The sequence below is a fragment of the Solirubrobacter deserti genome, from assembly GCF_027587175.1.
GTDB classification, from domain to species: domain Bacteria; phylum Actinomycetota; class Thermoleophilia; order Solirubrobacterales; family Solirubrobacteraceae; genus Solirubrobacter; species Solirubrobacter deserti.
Genome location: NZ_JAPCID010000045.1, coordinates 25,947 through 46,703, shown reverse-complemented (window position 1 = coordinate 46,703; position 20,757 = coordinate 25,947). Strand labels below are relative to the sequence as shown.

The window sequence follows — 20,757 nt, the reverse complement described above, 5'->3', positions numbered from 1 at the left end:
CCGAACCCTAAAAGCGCAGCCGGCGCCGCGCCCGCGTCGCGCGATCACGGCGCGCGCAGGATCTTCTCCATCGCCTTGCCGCGCGCGAGCTCGTCGACGAGCTTGTCGAGATAGCGGATCTCCTGCATGAGCGGTTCCTCGATGTCCTCCACGCGGACGCCGCAGATCACGCCGGTGATGAGCTTGCGCGACGGGTTCAGCGCAGGCGCCTCGGCGAAGAACCGCTCGAAGTCCGTGCCTCGCTCCAGTTGCTCGCCGAGCTCGCGCTCGTCGTATCCGGTCAGCCAGCAGAGGATCTCGTTCACCTCTTCCTTCGTCCGGCCCTTCTTCTCGGCCTTGGTGACGTAGTGCGGGTAGACGCTCGCGACGCTCATGCTGTAGATCCGGTGCCCTGCCATGCCGGAGTTATACGGCGGGACGACGGTGGGACGGCACCCCCTGAGCCCTCAGCGCCTCGTCTCGTACCGGGTCAGTAACACCCCGCCGGGAAACGTCCCGGTCTCCACCAACCTCAGGTTCACCCAGTCGTCCAGCGCCGTGAAGAACGGCGTACCGCCGCCGACGAGCACCGGGTGGGTGACAATCGCGTACTCGTCGATCAGCCCGGCCCGCATGGCCGTAGCGGCGAGCGTGGCACCGCAGATGTCCATGGGGCCGCCATCCTCGGCCTTGAGCCGGCGGATCTCGGCGACCGCGTCACCGGTGACAACGCGGGCGTTCCAGCCGACCGTGCTGATCGTCGAGGAGAACACCACCTTCGGCATGTCCCGCCAGCGGTTGGCGAACTCGATGTGCGCCGGTGTGACGCCCGGCTGCTGGTCGGCGGTCGGCCAGTGCGAGCTCATTCCCTCCCACAGCTTGCGCCCGTACAGCGCCAGGCCTGTCGCTTCCACCCGGTCAGACCAGAACTGGAACAGCTCGTCGCTCGGGACGCCCCAGCTCAGGTCGTCCCCGGGCGCGGCGATGTAGCCGTCCAGGCTCACGCTCATGCCGTAGCTCAGTTTCCGCATGCCGCGTAGACCAACACGGCGCGCGAAACTCATCGGTCAGTGGGCCGGTTGTCCAGCCGGGGGCGAATCGATCGCTACCAGGTCGAGCCGTTCAGGGGGCCGGCCTCCAGCCTCGACATCGACCGTGAATGAGGCGCAAACGGCAACGGCGCGCCAGCGGCCGTCGTCCGTATTCTCGAGCCCGAACGCGTACGGTTGGCCGAGAATCGTCCCCGTGAGTGGCCGGAACGCGGCGTGGGTCTCGATGCCGGTGTGGCTCTGGGTCACGACGTACCAGTCTTCGGCGGTGTACGCGAGCACGCCGTCCGTGGACTGGCTGAGCTCGGGCGGCCCGGGGGCCTGGGCGGGCCACAACGCCGGAAGGGCGTCCGGGTGTTCGAGGCGTTGGAAGATCGCGCCACCCAGCTCCAGGTAGCGAATCGCGGGATCACGCTGACCGGCGCGCTGCGGCAGCACGCATAACCACACCTGGTGATCTGCGCGCGCCTCGTGCCACACCCCGGCGCGGTCCCGCAGTTGCGCGCCGACGGCTCCGGGCGGCAGCCAGCCGGCGCGCACCTCAGGGTTGCGGCCGATCTCCGTGTTGAACCCGATTTCGATCGGTTCCAGCGGCGCCCGCGCGGAAGCCTGATGGCCCCAGTCGCTGCGCCACACGGCGGCGATGCGGTGTTCGTCGATCGGCCACGTGAGAAAGACGTCCAAGCCCGCGAGCGGGTCAGCCGGCTGCGTCCTGCCACGCTGGCGCTCGAGTTGTTCGGCGATCGGCATCTCGCAGTCGGCGGCCAGCACCGGCATGCCGAGCTCCCGGTGCAGCACGTAAGCCAAGGCAAGCCAGTACGCCTCCAGCAGGACGTGACCGTCTTCCGCCGTGTCGATCCGCCGATTGAGGCGATCGCACAGATCCCGAGCCGCGGGCCTGTCGTCGAGCTCGGGATAGCCAAGCTCCTGCTCGTCTCCGTCGCGCTCGAAGTCGGGCGTCACATCTTCGTTCTTCAGCTCGAGCGCAAGCGGGACGAGTTGCTCAGCTTCGCCGTCGTAGTAGGTGTCGAGCAGCAAGCCGGCTGCGTCGGAGACAACCAAGGCGCGGTACTCTGGCGCAACCGCCGCAGCGACTGCTTCGACCAGCGCAGCGTCGTCGTCCATGTCCACCCGGTACCCAAGGTCCCCGGCTGTAAGCCTCTGGTGCTCGAAGGGAGGAGGGAGCCTGCTCCACAATAAATGTCCTCGGCCGGGGAGGGGAGAGGGTGTTGGCCGAGACGCTGTGGAGCAGGCTCAGGCTCCCTATCGGCCGCTCGACGAACTTCCTTTAGCCCTGATACAGCCCCGGTGGCATGCGCTCGGTCGCAGAGCAGCGCGTCGGCGGTGCGGGCGTCGAGCTGGCCATCCACCGGGAGCGCGTGCGCGGCCTGAAAGCGCGCGACGGCGTTGAGGGTCGCCCGGTCGAAGCGGCCGGTGACCGCGTCGTCGGCGAGGAAGCCGTGCGCCAGGAGCCGCTCCTGTGCGACCCGGGCGTGCAGCGCGGGAGCGCCGCCCGGCACCGCGCCGGGCGTCGCCACCGCCCGGAGCGCGAGGCCGATCCCGCGCGGTCGCGGGGGCCGCGCCCAGCGTGGACGGATGACAAGGGGATGGTGGATGTGCATCGTTGTGTCCACCACTGTCGCGCCCGGCCCGTCAAGTTTCCATTAGGTCTCTCCCGGACGCGGGTCAGGGATGTCCCTGACCCGCGCCGCGTGAAGGGAGTGGCTACTGCTCGGCCGGCATCAGCACGCTGTCGATGACGTGCACGACGCCGTTGCTGGCCTGGACGTCGGCCATCGCGACCGTCGCGTCGCCCACGCGGACCGTGTCGCCCTCGATGCTGACCGTGCCCTCACGGTCTCGAGCGCCTGACCGTCCTCGAGATCGGCCGCGGCGAGCTCACCGGGGGCACGATGTGGTAGGTGAGGATGGCAGGCAGTGAGCTGATCCTTGCCTCGGGAGCGAGCAGCTCGTCGAGCGTCGCTTGGCCCACGGCGGCGAACGCGTCGTTGGTGGGCGCGAAGACCGTGAACGGCCCCTCGCCCTGCAGCGTCTCCACGAGCTCGGCCGCCTGCACCGCGGACACGAGCGTCGAGAGGTCCGGGGTCGCCGAGGCCAGCGCGACGATGTCCTGCTCGGCCGCGGCCGGCGTCTCGGTGGCCACCGGCGTCTGCGTCCTCGGCCGGGGCCGCCTCCGCGGCCGCCGATTCCGGTTCGTCCTCACCGCACGCCGCCACGCCCAATCCGAGGATGCTTATGGCGGCGAACGTGGCCAGCCGCTTTGCCTGAATCTGCATGAGCCCTGCCTCCTGAGGTTGCGTGTCCAGCCCTACGAGGCACACGCCCAAGTCGGTTGACCACGCAACGAGATTGGCGGATAGGCGCTCATCCTTGACTCATCCGCCTCTTCGGGCGCCACGAATCGCCGGCCGCCGATCCGCGCTCTCGTCGCTGGACGTACCGCTGCTGAGCCAAGCGACTGGAGGCGACGTGCATACGAGCAGCGCAAAGGGTGCGGGACGCGTAACGCGCAGCACCGCGGCGAGTGACCGGCATCGGCTCGGGGTGATCCTCTTCCTGCTGGCCGCGTTCGGGTCGTTTCTGCTCTCGATCGGGCTGTGGTTCACCGACAACCGCGACGAGGGCGTCTTCGTCGGCCTCTGGGTGCCGTCGATCCTCTCCGGCGGCGCGTTCTGGATGGCCGCGGTGAGGGAGCGGTCATGAACGTGCTCCTGGCGGTGGCAGGAGGGGTAGCGACGCTGCTGGTCATCGCGGGCATGATCCTCATCACGCCCCGCGGCGAGGTCGAGCTCGAGCAGGAGACGCCGGACGCGCAGGGCGCCGAGTTGAGCCGCGCGAACGTGGCCGACGCCCCGAAGCGCGCGTCCGCTTAAGGAGGGAGTGGGTGATCGCGACGTCGGCCTGCAGCGCGTCCTGGAAGCCGGCGAAGCGGTTTCGCCGATCGGCGGCGTAGGCGTACCCGCCGAACGGGCGGCGAGGCGTTGGCGCACTCGCGAGCAGCGCAAGACGGATGCTCACAGCTTCACGCCGAAGTTCGTTGTGTAGGTGGTGCCGACGGTGGGGTCCGTCGGCACGCCGGGGCGGATGCCGATCCCGAGCTCGCGAAAGGCCGGCTTGAGGATGTTGGCGCGGTGGCCGCTGGAGTGCATCCAGGCTTCGTGGACGCCGCGAGCGGTCCCGAGCTCGCCGGTGCCCCAGGCGAGGTTCTCGCCGAGCGACCAGCCGTCGTTGCGCTGCGTGTAGCCGGCGCGCACGATGCGGTCGACGAACGATGTGCCGCTCGGGGTGGTGTGCGAGAAAAAGCTGCGGCGGACCATGTCCGAGGAGTGGGAGAGCGCGGCCTTGCGCAGCTTGGCGTGCTCGCGCAGCGGCTTCAGGGCGCGCTGCTCACGCTCCGCGTTGGTCAGGCACAGGATGCCGCCGCGGATCTCGTCGACGTTGCTGGCCGTGAGCGCGATATCGACGTTGGGGCACTGGTCTTTCGTCACGGCGGCGTCGGCGGAGCGGCCGCCCGTGAGACTGAGTGTGGTGATGAGGGCACCGCAGACGAATGAGCGGCGCAGCAGCGTGGAGTGGGACGAGCGCATGGCGTCGTCTCCGATCTTCTAGCCGGGAGAAGGAGTTGCGCTGAGCGGCTTCCGCGGCCGAACGAGCCGGTGCTCGAGACGGGCTGATGAAAACCGCAGGACGCGAGCGGCGGACCGAAATCGGCCCCGCCCGACCTATGACGTGCTGCTCCTGGCGAGCACGCTGTATTGAGCCCTGTCCTTGGGCCGGTAGGAGCGCTCAGTTGAGGCTCCCAGCCAGATCCTCGTCAGCAATGAGAGCTCCTTGGAGCTCCATCAACGCTGATGGTTTCTGGACCAAGACACACTTTAGCGCAAGGTTCCTGAGTAAAAAGAATCCCTCAAACAATTATTCTTGAGTTGATCAGTGCACCGGAAACTAATGGTGACGGGGCGTATGAATACAGGTGATGCGATCCGTTGGGCAATCCAAGACATTCAACAAGGATTGACGCGTTCTCAGGCTTTGGGACGCTTGTGCTGACCGCCCGGCAGCGCGTGCGCGACGTGGAAGAGGCGTGGCCGTCACGCGGCTCAGGCGCGGCGGCCGGAGAGAGGGGCGAACCGCTCTTCTTCGCTGGATGTGAGGGTGGCGGGGTTGAGGCGGCGTGGCCTTTCGCTTCCTTGGCTTCCCAGAGATCAAGTCAGTCCATATGACGGCTCTGCGCGCCTGGCCCCGAGTTTCGACGCGGCCTTTGAGTGGCCGGCGCGCCCTCAGCGGGCGTCGCCGCCTAACGGCCGGATCCTCAACCGTCCGCTCATCGGACCGCGACGCGCAACCGCGGCTGTCGGGCGCCGATGGCGGCTGCAGTGCCCCGTCGGTGCGCCTGCGGCGCGAGCCCGCAACGCGACACTGCGCTGACCTACCCGGAGGGGAGACGCGCTGATGCACTCCGCGGAGTACGCCGAGCACGACGGCCTGGGCCTCAAGGGCCTCATCGATGACGGGCAGGTCAGCGGCGAGGAGGTAGGTGACGCGGCGTTGCGTGCGCTTGAGGAGGTGAACCCGCGGCTCAACGCGCTCGTAGGGGAACCCTTCGACGATGTGTCCGATGACCCTGCCGGTCCGCTTGGCGGCGTCCCGTTTCTGGCGAAGGACCTCGTCTGCCTGCTCGAGGGCAAGCCCATGGAGTGGGGCGGTCGCCTGATTGCGGGCTTCGTCGCCCCGGCGGACTCAACACCGCACCCGTAGCGCACGGGATCACGCGCAATCCGTGGGACACGGAGCGCATACCGGGTGGTTCGAGCGGCGGGTCGGGAGCGCTCGTGGCCGCCGGCGCGGTGCCGATCGCGCACGCCAGCGATGGCGGCGGCTCGATCCGCATCCCGGCGCGTGCAACGGGCTTGAGGGCCTGAAGCCGACGCGCGGGCGCGTGCCTGCTGGTCCTGTCGTCGATGAGGTGCTCAACGACGCCTCGGTTCAGCTTGTCGTCACGCGCAGCGTGCGCGACACCGCGGCGGTGCTTGACGCCGTGTGCGGTCCGGCGCCGGGCGAGAAGTACTACGTCGCCCGGCCAACGCACTCGTATGCGGAGCAGCTGGAGGCCGACCCGGGACGCCTGCGCATCGCGTCCCGTACGCAGTCATTTTGGGGCATGCAGACGGCGCCGGAGGTGGCGCGCGTCGTCGAGCAGGTTGCACGGGAGCTGGAGTCGCTCGGACACTCAGTCGAGGAGGCGTCCCCTGAGTTCGACATCGATGCGTTCTTCTCCGCGCAGTTCGTGATCTGGACCTGGTTCACCGCCGTGTCGGTCCTGGCGCTGGCTCACCTGACCGGACGTGAACCGGGCCCAGACCCGTTGGAGCGCGGCACGCTGACCGCGCTGCGCCACGGCGCCGGGCTGTCGGCGTTGGAGCTAACCCAAGCCTTCGCTGTGCAGAACACGGTCACGCGCGCGTGGGGCGCGTTCTTGGACGACTTCGACCTCCTGCTCACGCCAACAGTGCCGGTTCCCGCGCTGCCGGTGGGGTCGCTCGACCAAGACGCGGAGTCGATCCAGGAGGCCCGTGAATGGTTCGAGCGTCTGTTCGGGCAGATCCCCTTCACGTCGCAGCTCAACATGACCGGGCAGCCGGCCGTGAGCCTGCCGCTCGGCGTGTCGGGGGACGGGCTGCCCATCGGCGTTCAGCTCGCCGCGCAGGCGCTGCGGGAGGACGTGCTCGTGCAAGTGTCAGCCCAGCTCGAGGCGGCGATGCCATGGGCGGACCGCGGCCCCCCGATATGGAGGGGAAAGGCGACCTAGCTGACTCGCGCGCGCATCACGGGTAATGCTCGCCGTGCGGACTGGCCAGCGGAAACACCGAGCGCACCACCCGGACGTTCGACCCTTCTTGGCGACCGATCGAGCCGGCCTACGCGGCGACCGACGCGGTGAGCGTCGCGACCGTGCGGAAGCCCAAGCGCTCGTAGACGCCGCGGCCGTCGGGGCTCGCTTGCAGCGTCGCGGTGCGGGCGCCATCGGCGCGGGCGCGCGCCAACGCTCCGGCGAGCACCTGCGCCGCGAGACCGCGGCGGCGGAACGCGGCTTCGGTGGCGACGTACTGGACGCTGACGTCGTCGGCGAGGCGGACCGTCAGCGCGACGCACGCCCACTCGCCGTCGACGCGCAACCCGTGCGTGCGCACGCGCGGATCGTCGAGTGCGCCGATGAGGGGGGCGAGTCGGTCCTGCTGCCCGTACGCGCGGTCGTTGAGCTCACCGACTACGTCAAGCGCGGGCGTCTCGAGCGGCGCGCCCGCGGGCACCTGCCACTCGTCCAGCACGAGCCCCATGCACGGCATGGCAATGGCCTCCAGCTCCTGCCGGTCCGGCGGCGCGACCGTGCTCCACAGGCAATGCGGCGGATCGACCAGCACGACGCCGGGCCCACCGACCGCCGCGTCGATCCAGTGGTTGTCCTCGGCCCACGGCACGCGCGCCCCGACGGCCCCCGCCGCCCGCACTTCCCTGGCACCACCGACGCCGGTTCGCCCAAGGCACGCGAGCGTCTCGGCGAAGCCGTCGATCGATCGCTGCGCCAGCTCCAGCACGCGCTCATAGTACGTGGCTGGTCCGCGCAGTTCGTGCGCATACGTCGGCGTCCAACTGCTGCGCCGATCGCACTCCACGCCGCGGTCCCGGTCATGGGCTACGGCGTCGGCCCTCTCCGCAATCAGTGTCTTGCCATGCCTTGCGATCGACGGCGCCGCCGGGGCTTGAACACGGACAAGCCGGTGGCGAGCGTGAGCGCAGCGACGTCGTAGGCGGAGCCGGCGATCAGGCGTGCCTCGGCGCCGCCGTCGCCGCTGCGCATCGCGGCGGTGCCGGGGCCGAGAAGAAACGAGCCGACGAGCACGACGCCGACCAGGAGCACGAGCTTGGCGCTGACCCACGCGTAGCGCAGGACTCCCCAGGGTGTGGCCATTCCGAGCACGATGCCGGTGGCGAGCGAGACCATGCTGAGCGGGATGCCGAACAGCACGGTGAACATTGCCAGCAGCTCGTACGACGCGGCGGCGAGCGCCGGGTCGTCGGTGGTGGCGGCGCGAACGTTGACCGCGAGCACGGCGGCGATGTCGCCCAGCAGCCCGACGCTGGCGATGATGTGCAAGGTCAGCAGCGCACGCCGGGCCGTCGGGCCCAGCTTGATGCGAGCGCGGCCGGGCGAAGTGGAGGGGCGGGCGGGGAGGGTGGATGCGCCGACTGACATGCCGCCACTATCGGTGGGAACGCCGGCGTCGTCGTCGGCCACGGTGGCGAACCGGATCTCCTCTGAGCGGACCGCCCGCTCCGTGAATCTCATCCTGGAGGAGGAGATCGGGCTCAGCCGCGCGGACGAGGACGAAATGCACGCGCGCCGTTACCGTGGCGGGGTGTCCTCGCGCCTGTTCGGGCTCGCCGCGGTTGTGCTCACTGTTTCCGGTGAGGCCGAAGTGTGGCTCGGTTCCGCTGGCGAGGAAGGTGGGCGGCTCGTGAGCGCGCTGGCCGTGCCGGCGATGGCCATGCCGCTGGCATGGAGCCGACGGGCGCCGCTGCCGACGCTCGCGGCCGTCGCGCTCGTGCTCTTCGTACAGGCCGTGCTCGGCGGCTTTCTGGTCGGGGAGGCGGCGACCACGATCATCGTGCTCGCGCTCGTGCTCTACGTCGCGGGCGGCCGGCTGACCGGTGTGCCGGCCTTCGCCGCGGCCGCCGCTGCCGCAGCCGCGGTCGCGGTGACGCGGATCGTCTTCGACTCCTCCGCGCAGGAACCCCACCAGGCGCTGTTGACGTTCGCGGCGGTCGCGTGTCCGCTGGTGCTCGGGCGCTGGGCCCGCGACCAGGACCTGCTGCGGCGGGAACTGGCCGACAGGGTCGCCCGGCGGGCGCGTGATCGCGAACGCGACGCGCGCCAGGCGGCGGACCAGGAGCGCGCGCGGATCGCCGCCGACCTCCAGGTCGCGGTCGCCGGCGCCCTACGAGCCATCGCCGGCGACGCCCAATCGCTGCCGGCGCTGCTGCGCTCCGGTGACCACGTGACAGCCCGGGAGCGGCTCGCGGCGATCGCGGGTACGGCGCGTGCGGCGCTCGCCGACGTACGGCGCGTGCTGGGCGTACTTCGCCGTGACGGCGAGGCGCCAAGCCTCGCGCCGCCGCGCGCCGACATCCTCCGTGGCGGCGAGCCATTGCCGCCGGCGACCAATCCCCCCGCCGCCATGATGCTGCCCTCCCGGAGCGCGCCCGTGACCCGACGTCGACTCGGCGCCGTCACGGATCACGTGCTGGTCGCCGCGGTGCTCGTGGTCGGCGCGGTCGAGCTGGCGCTCGTGGGGCCGGGCGGCGCCTGGCTGACGGCCGTGGCGCTCGCCGTGCCGCTGCTGCGGCGGCGGCGCCGGCCGGTGGCCGTGGCCGCCGGCGTGCTCGCGGCGATCACCACCCAGAGCCAACTGCTCGACTTGGATTCGTTTCCGCTCGTGAACATGCTGGCGATGGTGGTCGCCAACTACGCGATCGGCGCGTACGCGACCCGCGGCCACGCGGTCGGCGGGCTGCTGCTGGTCGCCGCGGGGGCGGCGGTGCACGCCGCGGTCTTCTATCCGGAGGGCGTGGTGGCAGCGCTGCTGGGCGGCGTCGTTCTGCCCTGGACGATCGGCCGGGTGGTGAGTGGCAACCGCCGGCTGATGGTCGTCGAGCGCGAGAAAGACGTCGAAGTCGAGCGCAGCCGTGCGCGCCAGGCGGCCGCCGCCGTGACGAGCGAGCGCACGCGGATGGCGCGCGAGCTCCACGACGCGGTCGCGCATCACATCAGCGTGATCGCGATCCAGGCCGGCGGCGCCGACGGCATCGTCGAGCGCGATCCCAGGCGCGTCGCCCAGATCGCTGCGCTGATCGCGTCCGTCGCCCACGAGGCGCTCGCCGAACTCGGCCGGCTCGCTGATCTGCCGACGGCGAACGCGCCGGGCCTCGGCGTTGTCGAACGGCTCGTCGAGCCGGCGCGCGCCGCCGGTCTGCACGTCGAGCTGCGGGTCGACGACCGCGCGCGCACGCTCCCGGCCGGCATTGATCTCGCCGCATTTCGGATCGTGCAGGAGGCGCTCACCAACACGGCCAAACACGCCGACGCCCATCATGCCTGGGTGACGGTGCGCTGCCCGGGCCGCGCGCTGGAGCTTGAGATCGCCGACGACGGGCGTGGCCCCGACGGCAGCGGCCCGGCGCCCGGCGGCGGTCACGGGCTGGTCGGGATGCGCGAGCGGGTGGCGCTCTACGGCGGCTCGCTCGACCTCGGCCGGCACGGCAGCGGCGGCTTTCTCGTCCGTGCCCGCCTGCCGATCGAGGGCGTATGAGCATCCGCGTTCTGATCTGCGACGACCAGTCGCTCGTGCGCGCCGGGTTCCGGCTCGTGCTCGAGAACCACGCCGACCTCAAGGTCGTCGGGGAGGCATCGAACGGTGAGGAAGCGATTCACAGCGCCGGACGCCTGCAGCCCGACGTCGTGCTGATGGACATCCGCATGCCCGTTCTCGACGGGATCGCCTCCACGCGCGAGATCACGGCGCGGCACCCGGCGCGAGTGCTCGTGCTCACCACCTACGACCTCGACGAGTACGTCTACGACGCCCTGCGGGCCGGCGCAAGCGGCTTCCTGCTCAAGGACAGCCCGCCGCGCCAGCTCGTCGACGGCATCCGCGCCGTCGCCGCCGGCGAGGCGCTGCTCGCCCCGACCGTCACGCGGCGCCTGATCGCCGAGTTCGCCCGCGTCCGGCCTGCCGGCGGTGTCCGCCCTGCCGCGCTCGATGAGCTCACCCCGCGCGAGTTCGACGTGCTCAGGCTCCTTGCGCGCGGCCTCTCCAACGCGGAGATCGCCGACCAGCTCGTGCTCAGCGACACCACCATCAAGACCCACGTCGCACACATTCTCGCCAAGCTCGGCCTCCGCGATCGCGTCCAAGCCGTCGTGCTCGCTTACGAGTCCGGTCTCGTCACTCCCGGCCGCCCGCCGGAGTAGTCCCCGCTCCTCCGCGCGGAGGAGACTCGGAGGCGCTCTCATCCCCGCGATGGTGGTCGCGATCACCATGACCGCCGAGCTCGGATCGTCGATGTGCAGGCGCGGGATGCGCATGGATGCCGGAGGTCGATCGAGGTTAGGATCGGTCAACGGTCGCGTCAGACGACCGCACCTGAAGCCACGCTCATAGAGGCCGCGCGAGCAGGCGACGAAAAGGCCTTCGAGTCCCTGGTCGCGCCGTATCGCCGCGCGCTTCACGCCCACTGCTATCGCATGCTCGGGACGCTTGCGGACTCCGAGGACGCCGTCCAGGATTCGATGCTGCGGGCCTGGCGCGGGCTGGCGGGCTTCGACGGAAGGAGCTCACTGCGCAACTGGCTCCATCGGATTGCGACGAACGCGTCGCTCGATGTGATCGCGCATCGGGGCCGGTCGCCGGTGCTGCTCGCGGAGCAGGGGCCGCCGACCGCCGAGGCCTGGGACCCCGAGACGAGGAAGGAAACCGAGGTGCTCTGGCTGCAGCCGTTGCCCGACGAGGGCTACGAGCGACGCGAGGGGGTCGAGCTGGCATTCATCGCCGCGCTTGAGCACCTGTCGCCCAATCAGCGTGCGGCGCTGATCATGCGTGAGGTGCTCGGGTTCTCCGCGCGAGAGGTGGCCGAGGTGATGACGACGAGCGAACCCTCGGTCAAGAGCGCGCTCCAGCGCGCACGCGCGAGGCTGGACGAGCGGGTTCCGAATCGCAGCCAGCAGGAGACGCTGCGGGCGCTCGGCGACACACGGGTCCAGATGATCGTCCGCAACTACGCCGACGCGTTCGAGCGCGGCGATGTCGACGGCCTCGTGTCGATGCTGGCCGACCATGCCGAGTGGTCGATGTCCCCATACAGCCTCTGGTACTCCGGGCGGGATGCGATCCGGCAGCTCCTGGCGACAGGGCCCGCCAAGGAGGGCTGGCGTCACCGCTTCACCTCCGCCAACGGTCAGCCGGCAGTGGGCTGCTATCGCTGGGACGCACGGCGAGCGGCGTTTGTCGCCGACGGGATCGACGTGCTCACACTTGACGACGATGGCCGAATCCTCGCGATGACGGCGCTCCTCGATCCGGCGCTGTTTGCACGCTTCGGCCTGCCCGAGCGAATCGATTCATAGAGGCCCGATTCCTTCCAGCGCGTCGGCCGGTCGTTACTGACAGACCACCGACCGTAGGAGGAATCGATGAGGCTGAACACGAGGACATGGGTATTGGTCCTGGCGTCGATCGCGTCGCTGATGGTGGCGCTCCACACGCTGGTGGTCTCCACCGCGCTGAACACGATCCGCGAGGATCTCGCTGCCTCGGTGGCCGTGCTCGCGGGCCCGACCCTTGGCGGTGCCGTGGCGGAGGGTCTCTCCTGGGAGTGGGTCTTCTGGCTCAACGTTCCGATCGGGGTCGTCCTCGTGCCACTGGTACTGACTCGTATTGAGGCCCTAGCGGGAGGCCTTCTGCTCGTCACCGCGTTCGTGGCGTGGGAGTACCGCACCGCGGCACCGATGCTGCCGTTGCGGATGTTCCGCTTGCCGGGCTTCTCGGCCGGCAACGTGGCCGTCTTCTGTCTGTTCGGCTCGATTTTCGCCGGGGTGTTCTTCTTCGCCCAGTTCATGCAGGTCGGCCTGGGTCACGATGCGCTCGAAGCCGGGCTGAGCCTGCTCCCCTGGACGGCTCCACTGTTCCTGGTCGCTCCCGCGGCGAGCGCGCTGGCCGATCGCGTGGGCGATCGACCCGTGCTGATCGCGGGGATGGCCACGCTCGCGGCGGGCATGTGCTGGGTCGCCGTGATCGCCGAGCCGGGGATGGGCTACGGCGAACTCGTCGTGCCGCCGCTCGTGGCCGGCCTTGGCGCCGCGATGGCGATCCCGCCCGCCGCCGGTGCCGTCCTGCGCGCCGTGCCCGCGCACGCCGTGGGCCCCGCCGCCGCGCTGGCTCTGTCCGGCGCGGTCGCCGGACTGGCGCTGCCGGGCCGGAACCACGCCGCGCCGGCCGTTGCTTGACCACACGTCGAACGAGCGAAGGAGACGCGGCATGAACGACCTGAAGATCGCGACACATGAGGAGTGGCTCGCTGCGCGGCTCGAGCTGCCGGAGCGAGAGAAGGCGTTGACCCGGCACCGCGACGAGGTGAACACGGCCCGCCGCATGCTGCCGATCGTCGAGATCACGAAGGATTACACCTTCGACGGCCCGCGCGGCAAGGCCGAGCTGCTCGATCGGTTCGAGGGCCGAAGCCAGCTTCTGGTCTACCACCTCATGTTCGAGCCGGACGCCGATGAGGCCTGCCCGGCCTGCTCGTTCTGGATGGACAGCTGGGGTTACCCGGCCCACCTGCACGCCCGCGACACGTCGTTCACGGCTGTCTCGCCTGCGCCAGTCGCGAAGCTCGAGCGCTAGCGGCAGCGGATGGGCTGGACCTTTCCTTGGTAATCCTCGTGGGGCAGTTACTTCAACTACGACTTCCTGCGCCGAGGGGATCGCGTCTTTCATACCTACTCGTGCTTCGAGCGCGGCATCGACCTGCTCAACGGCACCTACAACTGGCTCGACCTCACCGCCCTCGGGCGCCAAGAGGCTTGGGAGCAGCCGGCCGGCCGAGGCGACTCCGCATTGGACCGGATCCGGCGCCGCGACGAGTACAGCGGTTAACCCGACCCGGTTACGACAGCGGGACTTCGATCGTGCTGCAGCGGTACGGCACGGAGAAACTCCTCCTCATCGGGCGAGCTCGCCGGGCAGGCCCGCCACTCGAGCTCCGGCGGCGTGGCGGCCGCGGGCACCGGCCAGGCGAGCACCACGGCCGTGACGGCGAGCGAAACCAGGCGGCGGACACGGACGCAGCACGCCCGCAAAAGCGAGACGGAGTGCTAGCGCAGCTGACCAAGCAAATGCAGGTTGTCGGCGGTGACCCACACCTCGGTGATCAGGTCACCATCGACGCGGTAGAACGCGAACTCCTGGGTGCTTACGCGGCGGCCGGTGGCGGGAACGCCGAGAAACGGGCCGTCGTGCGTGCCCGTGTCCGAAAAGTGCGCTGCGATCCACGGTTCGTCAACCACCAGGTGGCGCAGTTCCACCGGTAATCCGGGAAGCCACGGACGACGGTCCGCAACCCCTCCACGTAGAGGTCGAGGCCACGATCGGTTCCGTTGACCACGACCTCGGAGGCGACGAACTCCGACAAGTCTCCGAACCGGTGCTCGTTGCAGCAGGCGTTGTAGCGGCGGTAGAAGTCCGTCAGCCCGGTATCGCTCATCGGCACAGCATGCAGCGCGCTGCGGCCTCGTGCGCCTTACGGCTCACGTTGCCTTAGGTCAGCGCACTACGCGGAACCGCAAGTGGGTTGCGTTGGGACTTTGGATTGCGGCGACCGGTTCGAGCTGTAGGTGTCCGTCGGGGAGGCCCGTGAACAACGGCGTGCCGCTGCCCAACAGAACCGGAACGAGGTGGATCGAGAGCTCGTCGATGAGCCGTGCGGCGAGAAACTGCCGTCCGAGGTCGGCGCCGCCCATGATCGTGACGTTCTTGCCGGCCGCCGCTTCTCGAGCGTCCCTCAAGGCTGCCTCGATCCCGCCGGTGACGAACCGGTACACCCCGTCCCGCGGCGAATCGGCCGGCGGCTCATGCGTCACGACGACAACGGGAAGCCGTCGTGCCCCGGTGGGGCCGTCGGCGCCCCAGAACCGGATCGAATCGTCGTAGGTGCGACGGCCGGCGATCACGGCGCCTGTCCCCTGCCCGCCCTCAGCCATGACGTGGTGGTCGCGCTCGTCGTCTCCGAACGCCCACCTGTGCAGTTGCTCGCCTCGGACTCCCAAGGGCTCCTCCGGCGACGGGTCAGCCCTTCGGACGTAGCCATCAAGCGACACGCTCATGTCGAACGTCGTCTTGCTCATCGCGGCTCCTTACGATCGTTGCTTGCGTTCCGTACAACGACCGCGAACCGCAAGACTCATCGATCCACGCAGGCGAGACGAGCGCGAGTAGGACGTCTGATACTGGCGAGCGGATGTGTCGTGCGCCGCAGAAGGCTGCTTGCGGCCAATCCGAGTTGCAGCCGCTCGCCGCGCGCGTCAGCTCGCGCAGGCGGTCAGCTTCTCGATGTCGCCCTTGGCCTTCTGCACGCACTTGAGACGTGCCATCGCCTGGCGCTGCTGCGGTGGCAGCGTGGACTTCGGAGCGGCAGGCAGGTGCTTCTTGACGTGTTTGTAGACCCGGCGCTTGATGCGCGGCTGGACGGCGCGCTGGACCGCGTTGACGGAGGACGGCTGGGCCACGGGCGAGCCCGAGAGCACGTCGTCGGTGGCCGGGCGGCCGCCGCGGCGGTCGAACGCCCGCGCCAGCGCGACGAACTCGGCGTCAGACAGCGCGTCGTCGCGCACGTCGCGCGGGACGACCTCGTGGATGCCGGTGATGCGTTCGCTGCTGTACGTCAGCGACGGGCTGTCGAAGGAGAGCTCGAGGACCGTCGGCCCGTTGGCGGTCTGTAGGAACACGTCGGCCACGTAGTAGCTCCTGGAGTGGTTGCCGGAGCCCACGCTGTGATTGCGGGCGTCGATCACGCGGGCCGACGCCACGTTCCCGAAGTGGCCGAGGACGCCGTCGATGTAGCCCTCGGCGCCCTCCGGTGCCAGCGTCGGGTTCGTCTTGACCAGGGCGGTCCCGAACTGCGTGGACGCATGGCGCGCCGCCTTGTCGCCGTTCGATAGCAGCCAGAGAATCAGCGCACAGACCGCGACCGCGCCGAGGACCGTGCCACCGATGATTGCCGTCACTTTCAAGCTCATGCGGTAGAGACTGCCGACGGCACCCCGGCAGGTCACTACGGGGAACCAGCGAGCCGGTTGAGGCGATCCGACCTTCACCGGCGGGCAAACGCCCGTAAGGCGCCCGACAGCCGCCGGTCGCGGCCACCTGACGCGTATGCCACCGCGGCGTTTGCGCCGACCCCTTACGCAGATAATCTCGACGCGGTGGACGATCTTCTCGAGCGCGCTGCGGAGGTTCCGGCGCTGAGCGCGTGCATTGCCGCGGTGCGTGAAGGCAACGGACGCCTCGTGATCATCGCCGGCGAGGCCGGGATCGGCAAGACCCGGCTGCTGGCGGCCGCCGACGAGCTGGCCCGCGAGTCCGGGCTGCGGGTTCTGCGGGCCCGCGGATCAGAGCTCGAGGGCGAGTACGCGTACGGGATCGTCCGTCAGCTGCTCGAGCAGCCGGTCGCCCGCACTCCTGAGCTTCTTGAGGGCGGTGCCGCGCTCGCCGCGCCGGTCATCGACCCGCCGGCCCGCGGCGACGTCGCTGTCGAGGACACCGACCTGTCTTTCGCTCGTCTGCGGGCGTTGCAGCTCATCTGCGCACGGCTGGCCGAGCGGCAGCCGACGTTGCTCGCGGTCGACGACGCCCACTGGGCCGACCCCGCGTCGCTGCGCTTTCTCATCTTCGCCGCGCGGCGCCTCGGGAACCTTGCGTTCGGCCTGGTGCTCACGATGCGGCCGGCCGGAGGCGAGCGGCGCCAGGCGCTGCTCGAAGCCCTGCTCGAGGAGCCCGAGGCCGTCCACCTGCGTCCACGGGCGCTCACTCGCGACGGTGTCGGGCGGCTGGTGGCCCTGCGTCGCGGTGGTTCGGCCGACGAGCGTTTCGTTGCGGCGTGCCACGAGGTGACGAGCGGCAATCCGTTCCTGCTCGGCCAGCTGCTGCGCGAAGCCGATGACCTCGGCCTGCCCGCGACCGCTGAGGGCGCCGCGCGCATTCGCACGCTCGGTCCCGAGTCGATTGCCCGCACCGTGATCGGCCGGCTGCGGCGGACCAACGCCGCGACGACCGACGCCGCCCGTTGGTTCGCGGTTCTCGGTGAGGGCGCGCGGCTCGACCTGGTGGCCGAGCTGGCCGGGCTCGCACCCGCCGAGGCCCGCGCCGCCGGGGACGCGCTGTACCGCGCGGGCGTGCTCGGCGACGACGACGCCGGCCGCCTGCGGTTTCTGCATCCCGTGGTGCGCAGCGCCATCTACGGCGACGTGCCGCCCGCCGAGCGCGCGCGGCGCCACGCGCGGGCCGGGAAGGTGCTGGCGGCCCGCGGCGAGAGCCTTGAGCGCATCGCCGCACACGTGCTCGCGGGCGAGCCTGCGAGCGATCCCGAGAACGTCGCGACGCTGCGTGCTGCGGCAGCGCAGGCCCTGAGCATCGGCGCGCCCGACGCGGCGGTCGCCTATCTCCGACGCGCGCTCAGCGAGCCTCCGCAGGATCGCGCTCAGGTGCTGCGCGAGCTGGCCCGGGCCGAAGCCCGCGTGGGTGACCCGGCGACGGCCGACCACCTGCTCGCCGCCTATGACGAGAGTTCCGACGTGGAGTTCCGGGTCGAGACGGCGATCGAGCTGGCCGCTTCGCTGATGGCGGTCGATCGCTACACCACGGTCGCGGCCCGCGTGTGGGAGCTGGCCGACGAACTCGTAGACGAGCGGCCGGATCTGGCGATCCGCATCGAGGCGGCGCTCCTGACCACCGCGCGATTCGCGCCGCCGTTCGCCGACGTGCTCGAACGCCGCGGCGATCGCGTGCGACACCTGCTCGCGGACCCGTCGCACGACGGCACGGTGGCCCAGCGCACGCTGCTGGCCGGGCTGGCTTTCGACGCCGCGTTGCGGGCGCAGCCCGCGAGCGAGACGATCGAGCTGGCCGAGCGCGCGCTGGAGGGGGGCGTCCTGCCGTCGGACATGGGCCGCAGCGTCGCATTCGGGATGGCGGTGCACGCGTTGGCGCTTTCGGACGCGCTGGAGTCCGCGGAACGGCATCTCACCTGGGCGTTGGACCGTTGTCGCCCGCGTGGCAGCGCCTCGGGCGTCGCCTGGGCCAGCTTCTTTCGGGCGTTCGTGCGGCTGCGCATCGGCCGTCTGGCAGAGGCGGAAACCGACGTGCTGGTGGCGATCGAGACCGCGCAGGTCGCCGAGCTCGAGGGCTGGATGGGGGCGGCGCTGGCGTTCCTGATCGAGATCCGGCTCGAGCGCGGTGACCGCGACGGCGCCCGCGAGGCGTACGAGCGGCTTGTAGCGCGGTCCCCGTCGGCCGACGTCCCCATCGTCGCCACCTCGATGCTCCGCGGCGAAGGGCTGATGCTCCTCGCTGACGGGGACGGGCCACGCGCGGCTGCGGCGTTCGAGCGCATCGGCCGCATCGACGCCACTTGGGGCGTCACGAACAGCGCGGGCTGGACCCAGTGGCGCGGAGGGGCGGCGCTTGCCCGCGGCCCCCGTGACCCGGCGGCGGCGGAGTTCGCCGCCCAGGAGGTCGCGCAGGCCCGCATGATCGGACTCCCGCGCGCGCTCAGCGCCGCGCTCCGCGTGCAGGACGCCGTTGGAGGTCCCACTGACTTGGAGGAGGCGCTCGCGGCCGCTGGAACCGGGCCGTCCGTCCTCGAGCGCGCGCACGCGACCGTCGCGCTTGGCGCCGCCCGGCGCCGTGCGGGCGAGCGGGTGGTGGCGCGGGAGCTGCTGACCGACGGCCTCGATCTCGCGGAGCGCTGCGGCGCAGGCCGGCTGGCCTCGCTCGCACGGGACGAGCTGGTGGCAGCCGGGGCGCGCCCTCGCCGGGCGAGCACGACCGGGCGCGACGCACTCACTCCCTCCGAGCAGCGGGTGGCGCTGTTGGCGGTCGACGGGCGCAGCAACGCCGAGATCGCCGACGAGCTCGTCGTGACGCGCAAGACGGTCGAGATGCACCTCGGGCGCGTGTACCGCAAGCTCGGGATCGGGTCGCGCGCTCAGCTCGCGGCCGTACTGCGCGGCTGACGGGCAACCGTCGCGTCGTCTCGGTCAGCAGCGCCTCGGGGTCACGCGACAGCAGCGACCGCCGCCGGGACGTCGGGGTGAGCTGCGTGTCGCGTGGCCGGCGCGGCTTACGCGCCGCGCAAAAGAACGGGGTCGATAGTGGGGTGGGTCTCCGTCGAGACCGCTACGGATGCTGCCCGACCCTTGCGGCATGGCCACCCTTGACCTCGACTCCACCCGCTGGTCGGCGCTCGTACGGCAGTGCATCGACGTCACCGGCAACCGCCCCGACGCCGAAGACGCCGTCCAGGACGCCGCGCTTGCCGTCCTGCGCCGCCTTCCCGCCTTCGATGCGGCGAGGACCGACGTCGACGCCTACTTGCGCACCGCGGCGCACCATGCCGCGCTGCGCGTCGTCACGCGCCGGCCGCCGGAGGCGGAGTTCGCAGGCGAGCTGGCCACCGCCACCGCAACGCTCGACGAAGTCGTCGACGAGCGCGCGCGGTGGGTGGAGCTGCTCCGGGCCGTCACGCGCCTCCCGTCGCGCCAGCGCGAGGCCGTGCTGCTGTTCGACATCGCCGGGCTCGACGGCGCCCAGGTCGGCCGGCGGCTCGGACTGCAGCCGAACGCCGTCAACCAGCTCGTGTTCCGCGCTCGCCGTTCCCTGCGCGCGAAGTTTGCGCGATGACGTCGCCATCGCGCTATCGGTTCGGCGCCGGCGTCGAGTCCAACACGCCCAGCGAAGCGACAACCGCTCCGCCGGGCACGGTGTGGACGGCGCTCGACGAGAACTGACTCCCGGTGCGTGACTCGTCGAAGCCAGAGCGCTCCTGAGCCCGGCGTCGCGCGGCTCGAGGGGTGCTCGGCGCGCTGGAGGCCCGTCCCGTTGAAGAGGAGTGGCCGCCGCGCTGGTCAGGCGCGGCGGCCGGAGAGAGAAGGCGGCGGGTGTCGGGGAGGAGAAGGGAACTGCCCGGGGCCTCTGTCTGTCTGCGGTGGTCAGCCGCTGTGAGACACATACTGCGCGACGGGCGGCCCGCCGCCAACCGACCCTAGGGGTGAATCTGCTCACCCCCGGCGATAGCGCACCGCCAGGTCGTCCCGCCAGTCGCCCGGCGTCTCGGCGACCTGCCACAGCCCGGTGAACTCGTCCGGCGCGAGCGCCGCCTCATAGCGCTGGGCGAACTCCGGGAACTCGCCCCACTGGCGCAGGACGCCGTCCTGGAGGGACACGCCGTACCGGCGCCGGACGCCGCGGGAGTCGAAGTACTCCAGGAAGAGCCCGTCGCCGCCCGCTCCGATCACGCTGATCGCGTCCGGGAACAGCTCGTGCTCGTTGCGAGAGCGCTGGATGAGCCAGTGCCCGCCCTCGAGCCACTCGAACGTGATCTGCCCGGGGACGTCGGCGTCGAGCAGCGGATGGCGGGCCACGGTGGACCAGGTGCCGATCAAAGCCTCGAACGGCTCAAGCGCGGGATGGCGTTCGCTCATGTCAGCTAGGACGCTCACACGGCCGGGAACTCATCGGGTAGGACTTCCGGGATGAGCGAACCGCGCCGGATCGACTTCTCCTCCCTGGACGCCGTCAGCCATGACCGGGACGTGGCCGACCAAGAGACCGACGTGGACGGCACCCGCTGGGCGCTCGTGACCTACGCGCCCGGCGCCGGCCGCGCGGACTGGTGCGACACGCCGCACTCCGGCTACGTGCTCGGCGGCACGCTCACGCACGACTTCGAGGACGAGCGCGAGCCGCTGCGCCTCCACGCGGGCGACGCGTTCGCGCTCCCGCCGCAGCCGCGTCACCGGGGGCGCAACGAGGGCGACGAGCCCACGCGGCTGTTCATCATCGACGCGCTCGCGTAGCCGCCGCGCAAACGGGGCACGACG

The 20,757-nt window shown here is 70.7% G+C and carries 21 protein-coding genes and 4 pseudogenes; 12 read left to right on the top strand and 13 right to left on the bottom strand.

The features are described 5' to 3' along the window. Positions 1-44: 44 nt before the first annotated feature. The 6 genes and pseudogenes from OJ962_RS25165 to OJ962_RS25145 all read right to left on the bottom strand — a co-directional run bounded on the left by OJ962_RS25165 (position 45) and on the right by OJ962_RS25145 (position 3,192). On the bottom strand, positions 45-398 hold the full coding sequence (locus tag OJ962_RS25165; protein WP_202958190.1) for a DUF2200 domain-containing protein: 354 nt from the start codon (positions 396-398) through the stop codon (positions 45-47). 48 nt (positions 399-446) lie between these two features. Further along, positions 447-1,010, bottom strand: a complete 564-nt coding sequence (locus OJ962_RS25160) for a dihydrofolate reductase family protein (protein ID WP_202958191.1) — start codon at positions 1,008-1,010, stop codon at positions 447-449. A gap of 36 nt (positions 1,011-1,046) precedes the next feature. After that, a complete protein-coding gene (locus OJ962_RS25155) occupies positions 1,047-2,153 on the bottom strand; it encodes a hypothetical protein (RefSeq protein ID WP_238932576.1) in 1,107 nt (368 codons plus the stop codon). A 218-nt stretch (positions 2,154-2,371) separates the two neighbouring features. Further along, a pseudogene (locus tag OJ962_RS34525) lies at positions 2,372-2,650 on the bottom strand (peptidoglycan-binding domain-containing protein); the annotation flags it as partial. A gap of 103 nt (positions 2,651-2,753) precedes the next feature. Further along, positions 2,754-2,846 carry a fasciclin domain-containing protein gene (locus OJ962_RS25150; protein ID WP_202958194.1) on the bottom strand — a complete coding sequence of 31 codons (93 nt, stop codon included), beginning with the start codon at positions 2,844-2,846 and terminating at the stop codon, positions 2,754-2,756. 34 nt (positions 2,847-2,880) lie between these two features. Continuing rightward, entirely contained in the window at positions 2,881-3,192 is a 312-nt protein-coding gene (locus OJ962_RS25145) for a fasciclin domain-containing protein (RefSeq protein ID WP_202958195.1), read from the bottom strand. A gap of 401 nt (positions 3,193-3,593) precedes the next feature. Between OJ962_RS25145 and OJ962_RS25140 the strand changes: the two genes are divergently transcribed. Beyond that, a complete protein-coding gene (locus OJ962_RS25140) occupies positions 3,594-3,752 on the top strand; it encodes a hypothetical protein (RefSeq protein ID WP_270006684.1) in 159 nt (52 codons plus the stop codon). After that, positions 3,749-3,922: a hypothetical protein gene (locus tag OJ962_RS25135; protein ID WP_202958197.1), complete on the top strand. Its 174-nt coding sequence runs from the start codon at positions 3,749-3,751 to the stop codon at positions 3,920-3,922. The genes OJ962_RS25140 and OJ962_RS25135 overlap by 4 nt, the downstream gene beginning before the upstream one ends. Before the next feature lie 141 nt (positions 3,923-4,063). On the opposite strand, the gene OJ962_RS25130 is transcribed toward OJ962_RS25135, so the two are convergent. Continuing rightward, positions 4,064-4,636 carry a CAP domain-containing protein gene (locus OJ962_RS25130; RefSeq protein ID WP_202958198.1) on the bottom strand — a complete coding sequence of 191 codons (573 nt, stop codon included), beginning with the start codon at positions 4,634-4,636 and terminating at the stop codon, positions 4,064-4,066. A gap of 865 nt (positions 4,637-5,501) precedes the next feature. Here OJ962_RS25130 and OJ962_RS25125 point away from each other — a divergent pair. Continuing rightward, entirely contained in the window at positions 5,502-5,807 is a 306-nt protein-coding gene (locus OJ962_RS25125) for an amidase family protein (protein ID WP_202958199.1), read from the top strand. Then, positions 5,747-6,858, top strand: a pseudogene (locus OJ962_RS25115) (amidase). Before OJ962_RS25125 ends, OJ962_RS25115 begins: the two are co-directional and overlap by 61 nt. A gap of 109 nt (positions 6,859-6,967) precedes the next feature. Here the strand turns inward: OJ962_RS25115 and OJ962_RS25110 are convergent. Together OJ962_RS25110 and OJ962_RS25105 are read right to left on the bottom strand one after the other, a co-directional pair. Beyond that, positions 6,968-7,645 carry a GNAT family N-acetyltransferase gene (locus OJ962_RS25110; RefSeq protein WP_202958201.1) on the bottom strand — a complete coding sequence of 226 codons (678 nt, stop codon included), beginning with the start codon at positions 7,643-7,645 and terminating at the stop codon, positions 6,968-6,970. A 122-nt stretch (positions 7,646-7,767) separates the two neighbouring features. Continuing rightward, complete coding sequence (locus OJ962_RS25105) at positions 7,768-8,160, bottom strand: hypothetical protein (protein WP_270006682.1); 393 nt, start codon at positions 8,158-8,160, stop codon at positions 7,768-7,770. On the opposite strand from OJ962_RS25105, the gene OJ962_RS25100 reads away from it, so the two are divergent. From OJ962_RS25100 to OJ962_RS25080, 5 genes and pseudogenes are all read left to right on the top strand, one after another. Then, positions 8,051-10,417 carry a sensor histidine kinase gene (locus OJ962_RS25100; RefSeq protein ID WP_270006681.1) on the top strand — a complete coding sequence of 789 codons (2,367 nt, stop codon included), beginning with the start codon at positions 8,051-8,053 and terminating at the stop codon, positions 10,415-10,417. The two genes, OJ962_RS25105 and OJ962_RS25100, sit on opposite strands and share 110 nt — an antisense overlap. Next, positions 10,414-11,079, top strand: a complete 666-nt coding sequence (locus OJ962_RS25095; RefSeq protein WP_202958204.1) for a response regulator — start codon at positions 10,414-10,416, stop codon at positions 11,077-11,079. The genes OJ962_RS25100 and OJ962_RS25095 overlap by 4 nt, the downstream gene beginning before the upstream one ends. A gap of 93 nt (positions 11,080-11,172) precedes the next feature. Next, positions 11,173-12,231 (top strand): RNA polymerase subunit sigma-70, encoded by a 1,059-nt coding sequence (locus OJ962_RS25090; RefSeq protein ID WP_270006680.1) that lies wholly within the window; start codon positions 11,173-11,175, stop codon positions 12,229-12,231. Positions 12,232-12,297: 66 nt separating this feature from the next. Beyond that, on the top strand, positions 12,298-13,110 hold the full coding sequence (locus OJ962_RS25085) for an MFS transporter (RefSeq protein ID WP_202958205.1): 813 nt from the start codon (positions 12,298-12,300) through the stop codon (positions 13,108-13,110). Between the two features lie 31 nt (positions 13,111-13,141). Next, a pseudogene (locus OJ962_RS25080) lies at positions 13,142-13,759 on the top strand (DUF899 domain-containing protein). 218 nt (positions 13,760-13,977) lie between these two features. On the opposite strand, the pseudogene OJ962_RS25075 reads toward OJ962_RS25080, so the two are convergent. The 3 genes and pseudogenes from OJ962_RS25075 to OJ962_RS25065 all read right to left on the bottom strand — a co-directional run bounded on the left by OJ962_RS25075 (position 13,978) and on the right by OJ962_RS25065 (position 15,897). Then, positions 13,978-14,366: pseudogene (locus OJ962_RS25075) on the bottom strand (ester cyclase). 58 nt (positions 14,367-14,424) lie between these two features. Beyond that, on the bottom strand, positions 14,425-15,006 hold the full coding sequence (locus OJ962_RS25070) for a dihydrofolate reductase family protein (RefSeq protein WP_202958209.1): 582 nt from the start codon (positions 15,004-15,006) through the stop codon (positions 14,425-14,427). Between the two features lie 177 nt (positions 15,007-15,183). Further along, positions 15,184-15,897 (bottom strand): hypothetical protein, encoded by a 714-nt coding sequence (locus tag OJ962_RS25065; RefSeq protein WP_202958210.1) that lies wholly within the window; start codon positions 15,895-15,897, stop codon positions 15,184-15,186. 57 nt (positions 15,898-15,954) lie between these two features. Here OJ962_RS25065 and OJ962_RS25060 point away from each other — a divergent pair, with 57 nt between their 5' ends. Both OJ962_RS25060 and OJ962_RS25055 read left to right on the top strand, forming a co-directional pair. Beyond that, positions 15,955-18,891 carry an ATP-binding protein gene (locus OJ962_RS25060; RefSeq protein ID WP_238932577.1) on the top strand — a complete coding sequence of 979 codons (2,937 nt, stop codon included), beginning with the start codon at positions 15,955-15,957 and terminating at the stop codon, positions 18,889-18,891. A 190-nt stretch (positions 18,892-19,081) separates the two neighbouring features. After that, positions 19,082-19,558, top strand: a complete 477-nt coding sequence (locus tag OJ962_RS25055) for an RNA polymerase sigma factor (RefSeq protein ID WP_202958212.1) — start codon at positions 19,082-19,084, stop codon at positions 19,556-19,558. A 377-nt stretch (positions 19,559-19,935) separates the two neighbouring features. On the opposite strand, the gene OJ962_RS25050 is transcribed toward OJ962_RS25055, so the two are convergent. Then, on the bottom strand, positions 19,936-20,358 hold the full coding sequence (locus OJ962_RS25050; protein WP_202958213.1) for a hypothetical protein: 423 nt from the start codon (positions 20,356-20,358) through the stop codon (positions 19,936-19,938). Between the two features lie 51 nt (positions 20,359-20,409). On the opposite strand from OJ962_RS25050, the gene OJ962_RS25045 reads away from it, so the two are divergent. Next, positions 20,410-20,733: a cupin domain-containing protein gene (locus OJ962_RS25045; RefSeq protein ID WP_202958214.1), complete on the top strand. Its 324-nt coding sequence runs from the start codon at positions 20,410-20,412 to the stop codon at positions 20,731-20,733. Positions 20,734-20,757 lie beyond the last annotated feature (24 nt).

Excerpts from the sequence above, each read along its gene's own strand:
- OJ962_RS25165 (WP_202958190.1), bottom strand. The coding sequence starts at position 398 with ATGGCAGGGCACCGGATCTACAGCATGAGCGTCGCGAGCGTCTACCCG.
- OJ962_RS25160 (WP_202958191.1), bottom strand. The coding sequence starts at position 1,010 with ATGCGGAAACTGAGCTACGGCATGAGCGTGAGCCTGGACGGCTACATC.
- OJ962_RS25155 (WP_238932576.1), bottom strand. The coding sequence starts at position 2,153 with ATGGACGACGACGCTGCGCTGGTCGAAGCAGTCGCTGCGGCGGTTGCG.
- OJ962_RS25135 (WP_202958197.1), top strand. The coding sequence starts at position 3,749 with ATGAACGTGCTCCTGGCGGTGGCAGGAGGGGTAGCGACGCTGCTGGTC.
- OJ962_RS25130 (WP_202958198.1), bottom strand. The coding sequence starts at position 4,636 with ATGCGCTCGTCCCACTCCACGCTGCTGCGCCGCTCATTCGTCTGCGGT.
- OJ962_RS25125 (WP_202958199.1), top strand. The coding sequence starts at position 5,502 with ATGCACTCCGCGGAGTACGCCGAGCACGACGGCCTGGGCCTCAAGGGC.
- OJ962_RS25100 (WP_270006681.1), top strand. The coding sequence starts at position 8,051 with ATGCTGAGCGGGATGCCGAACAGCACGGTGAACATTGCCAGCAGCTCG.
- OJ962_RS25095 (WP_202958204.1), top strand. The coding sequence starts at position 10,414 with ATGAGCATCCGCGTTCTGATCTGCGACGACCAGTCGCTCGTGCGCGCC.
- OJ962_RS25085 (WP_202958205.1), top strand. The coding sequence starts at position 12,298 with ATGAGGCTGAACACGAGGACATGGGTATTGGTCCTGGCGTCGATCGCG.
- OJ962_RS25070 (WP_202958209.1), bottom strand. The coding sequence starts at position 15,006 with ATGAGCAAGACGACGTTCGACATGAGCGTGTCGCTTGATGGCTACGTC.
- OJ962_RS25065 (WP_202958210.1), bottom strand. The coding sequence starts at position 15,897 with ATGAGCTTGAAAGTGACGGCAATCATCGGTGGCACGGTCCTCGGCGCG.
- OJ962_RS25055 (WP_202958212.1), top strand. The coding sequence starts at position 19,082 with ATGGCCACCCTTGACCTCGACTCCACCCGCTGGTCGGCGCTCGTACGG.
- OJ962_RS25050 (WP_202958213.1), bottom strand. The coding sequence starts at position 20,358 with ATGAGCGAACGCCATCCCGCGCTTGAGCCGTTCGAGGCTTTGATCGGC.
- OJ962_RS25045 (WP_202958214.1), top strand. The coding sequence starts at position 20,410 with ATGAGCGAACCGCGCCGGATCGACTTCTCCTCCCTGGACGCCGTCAGC.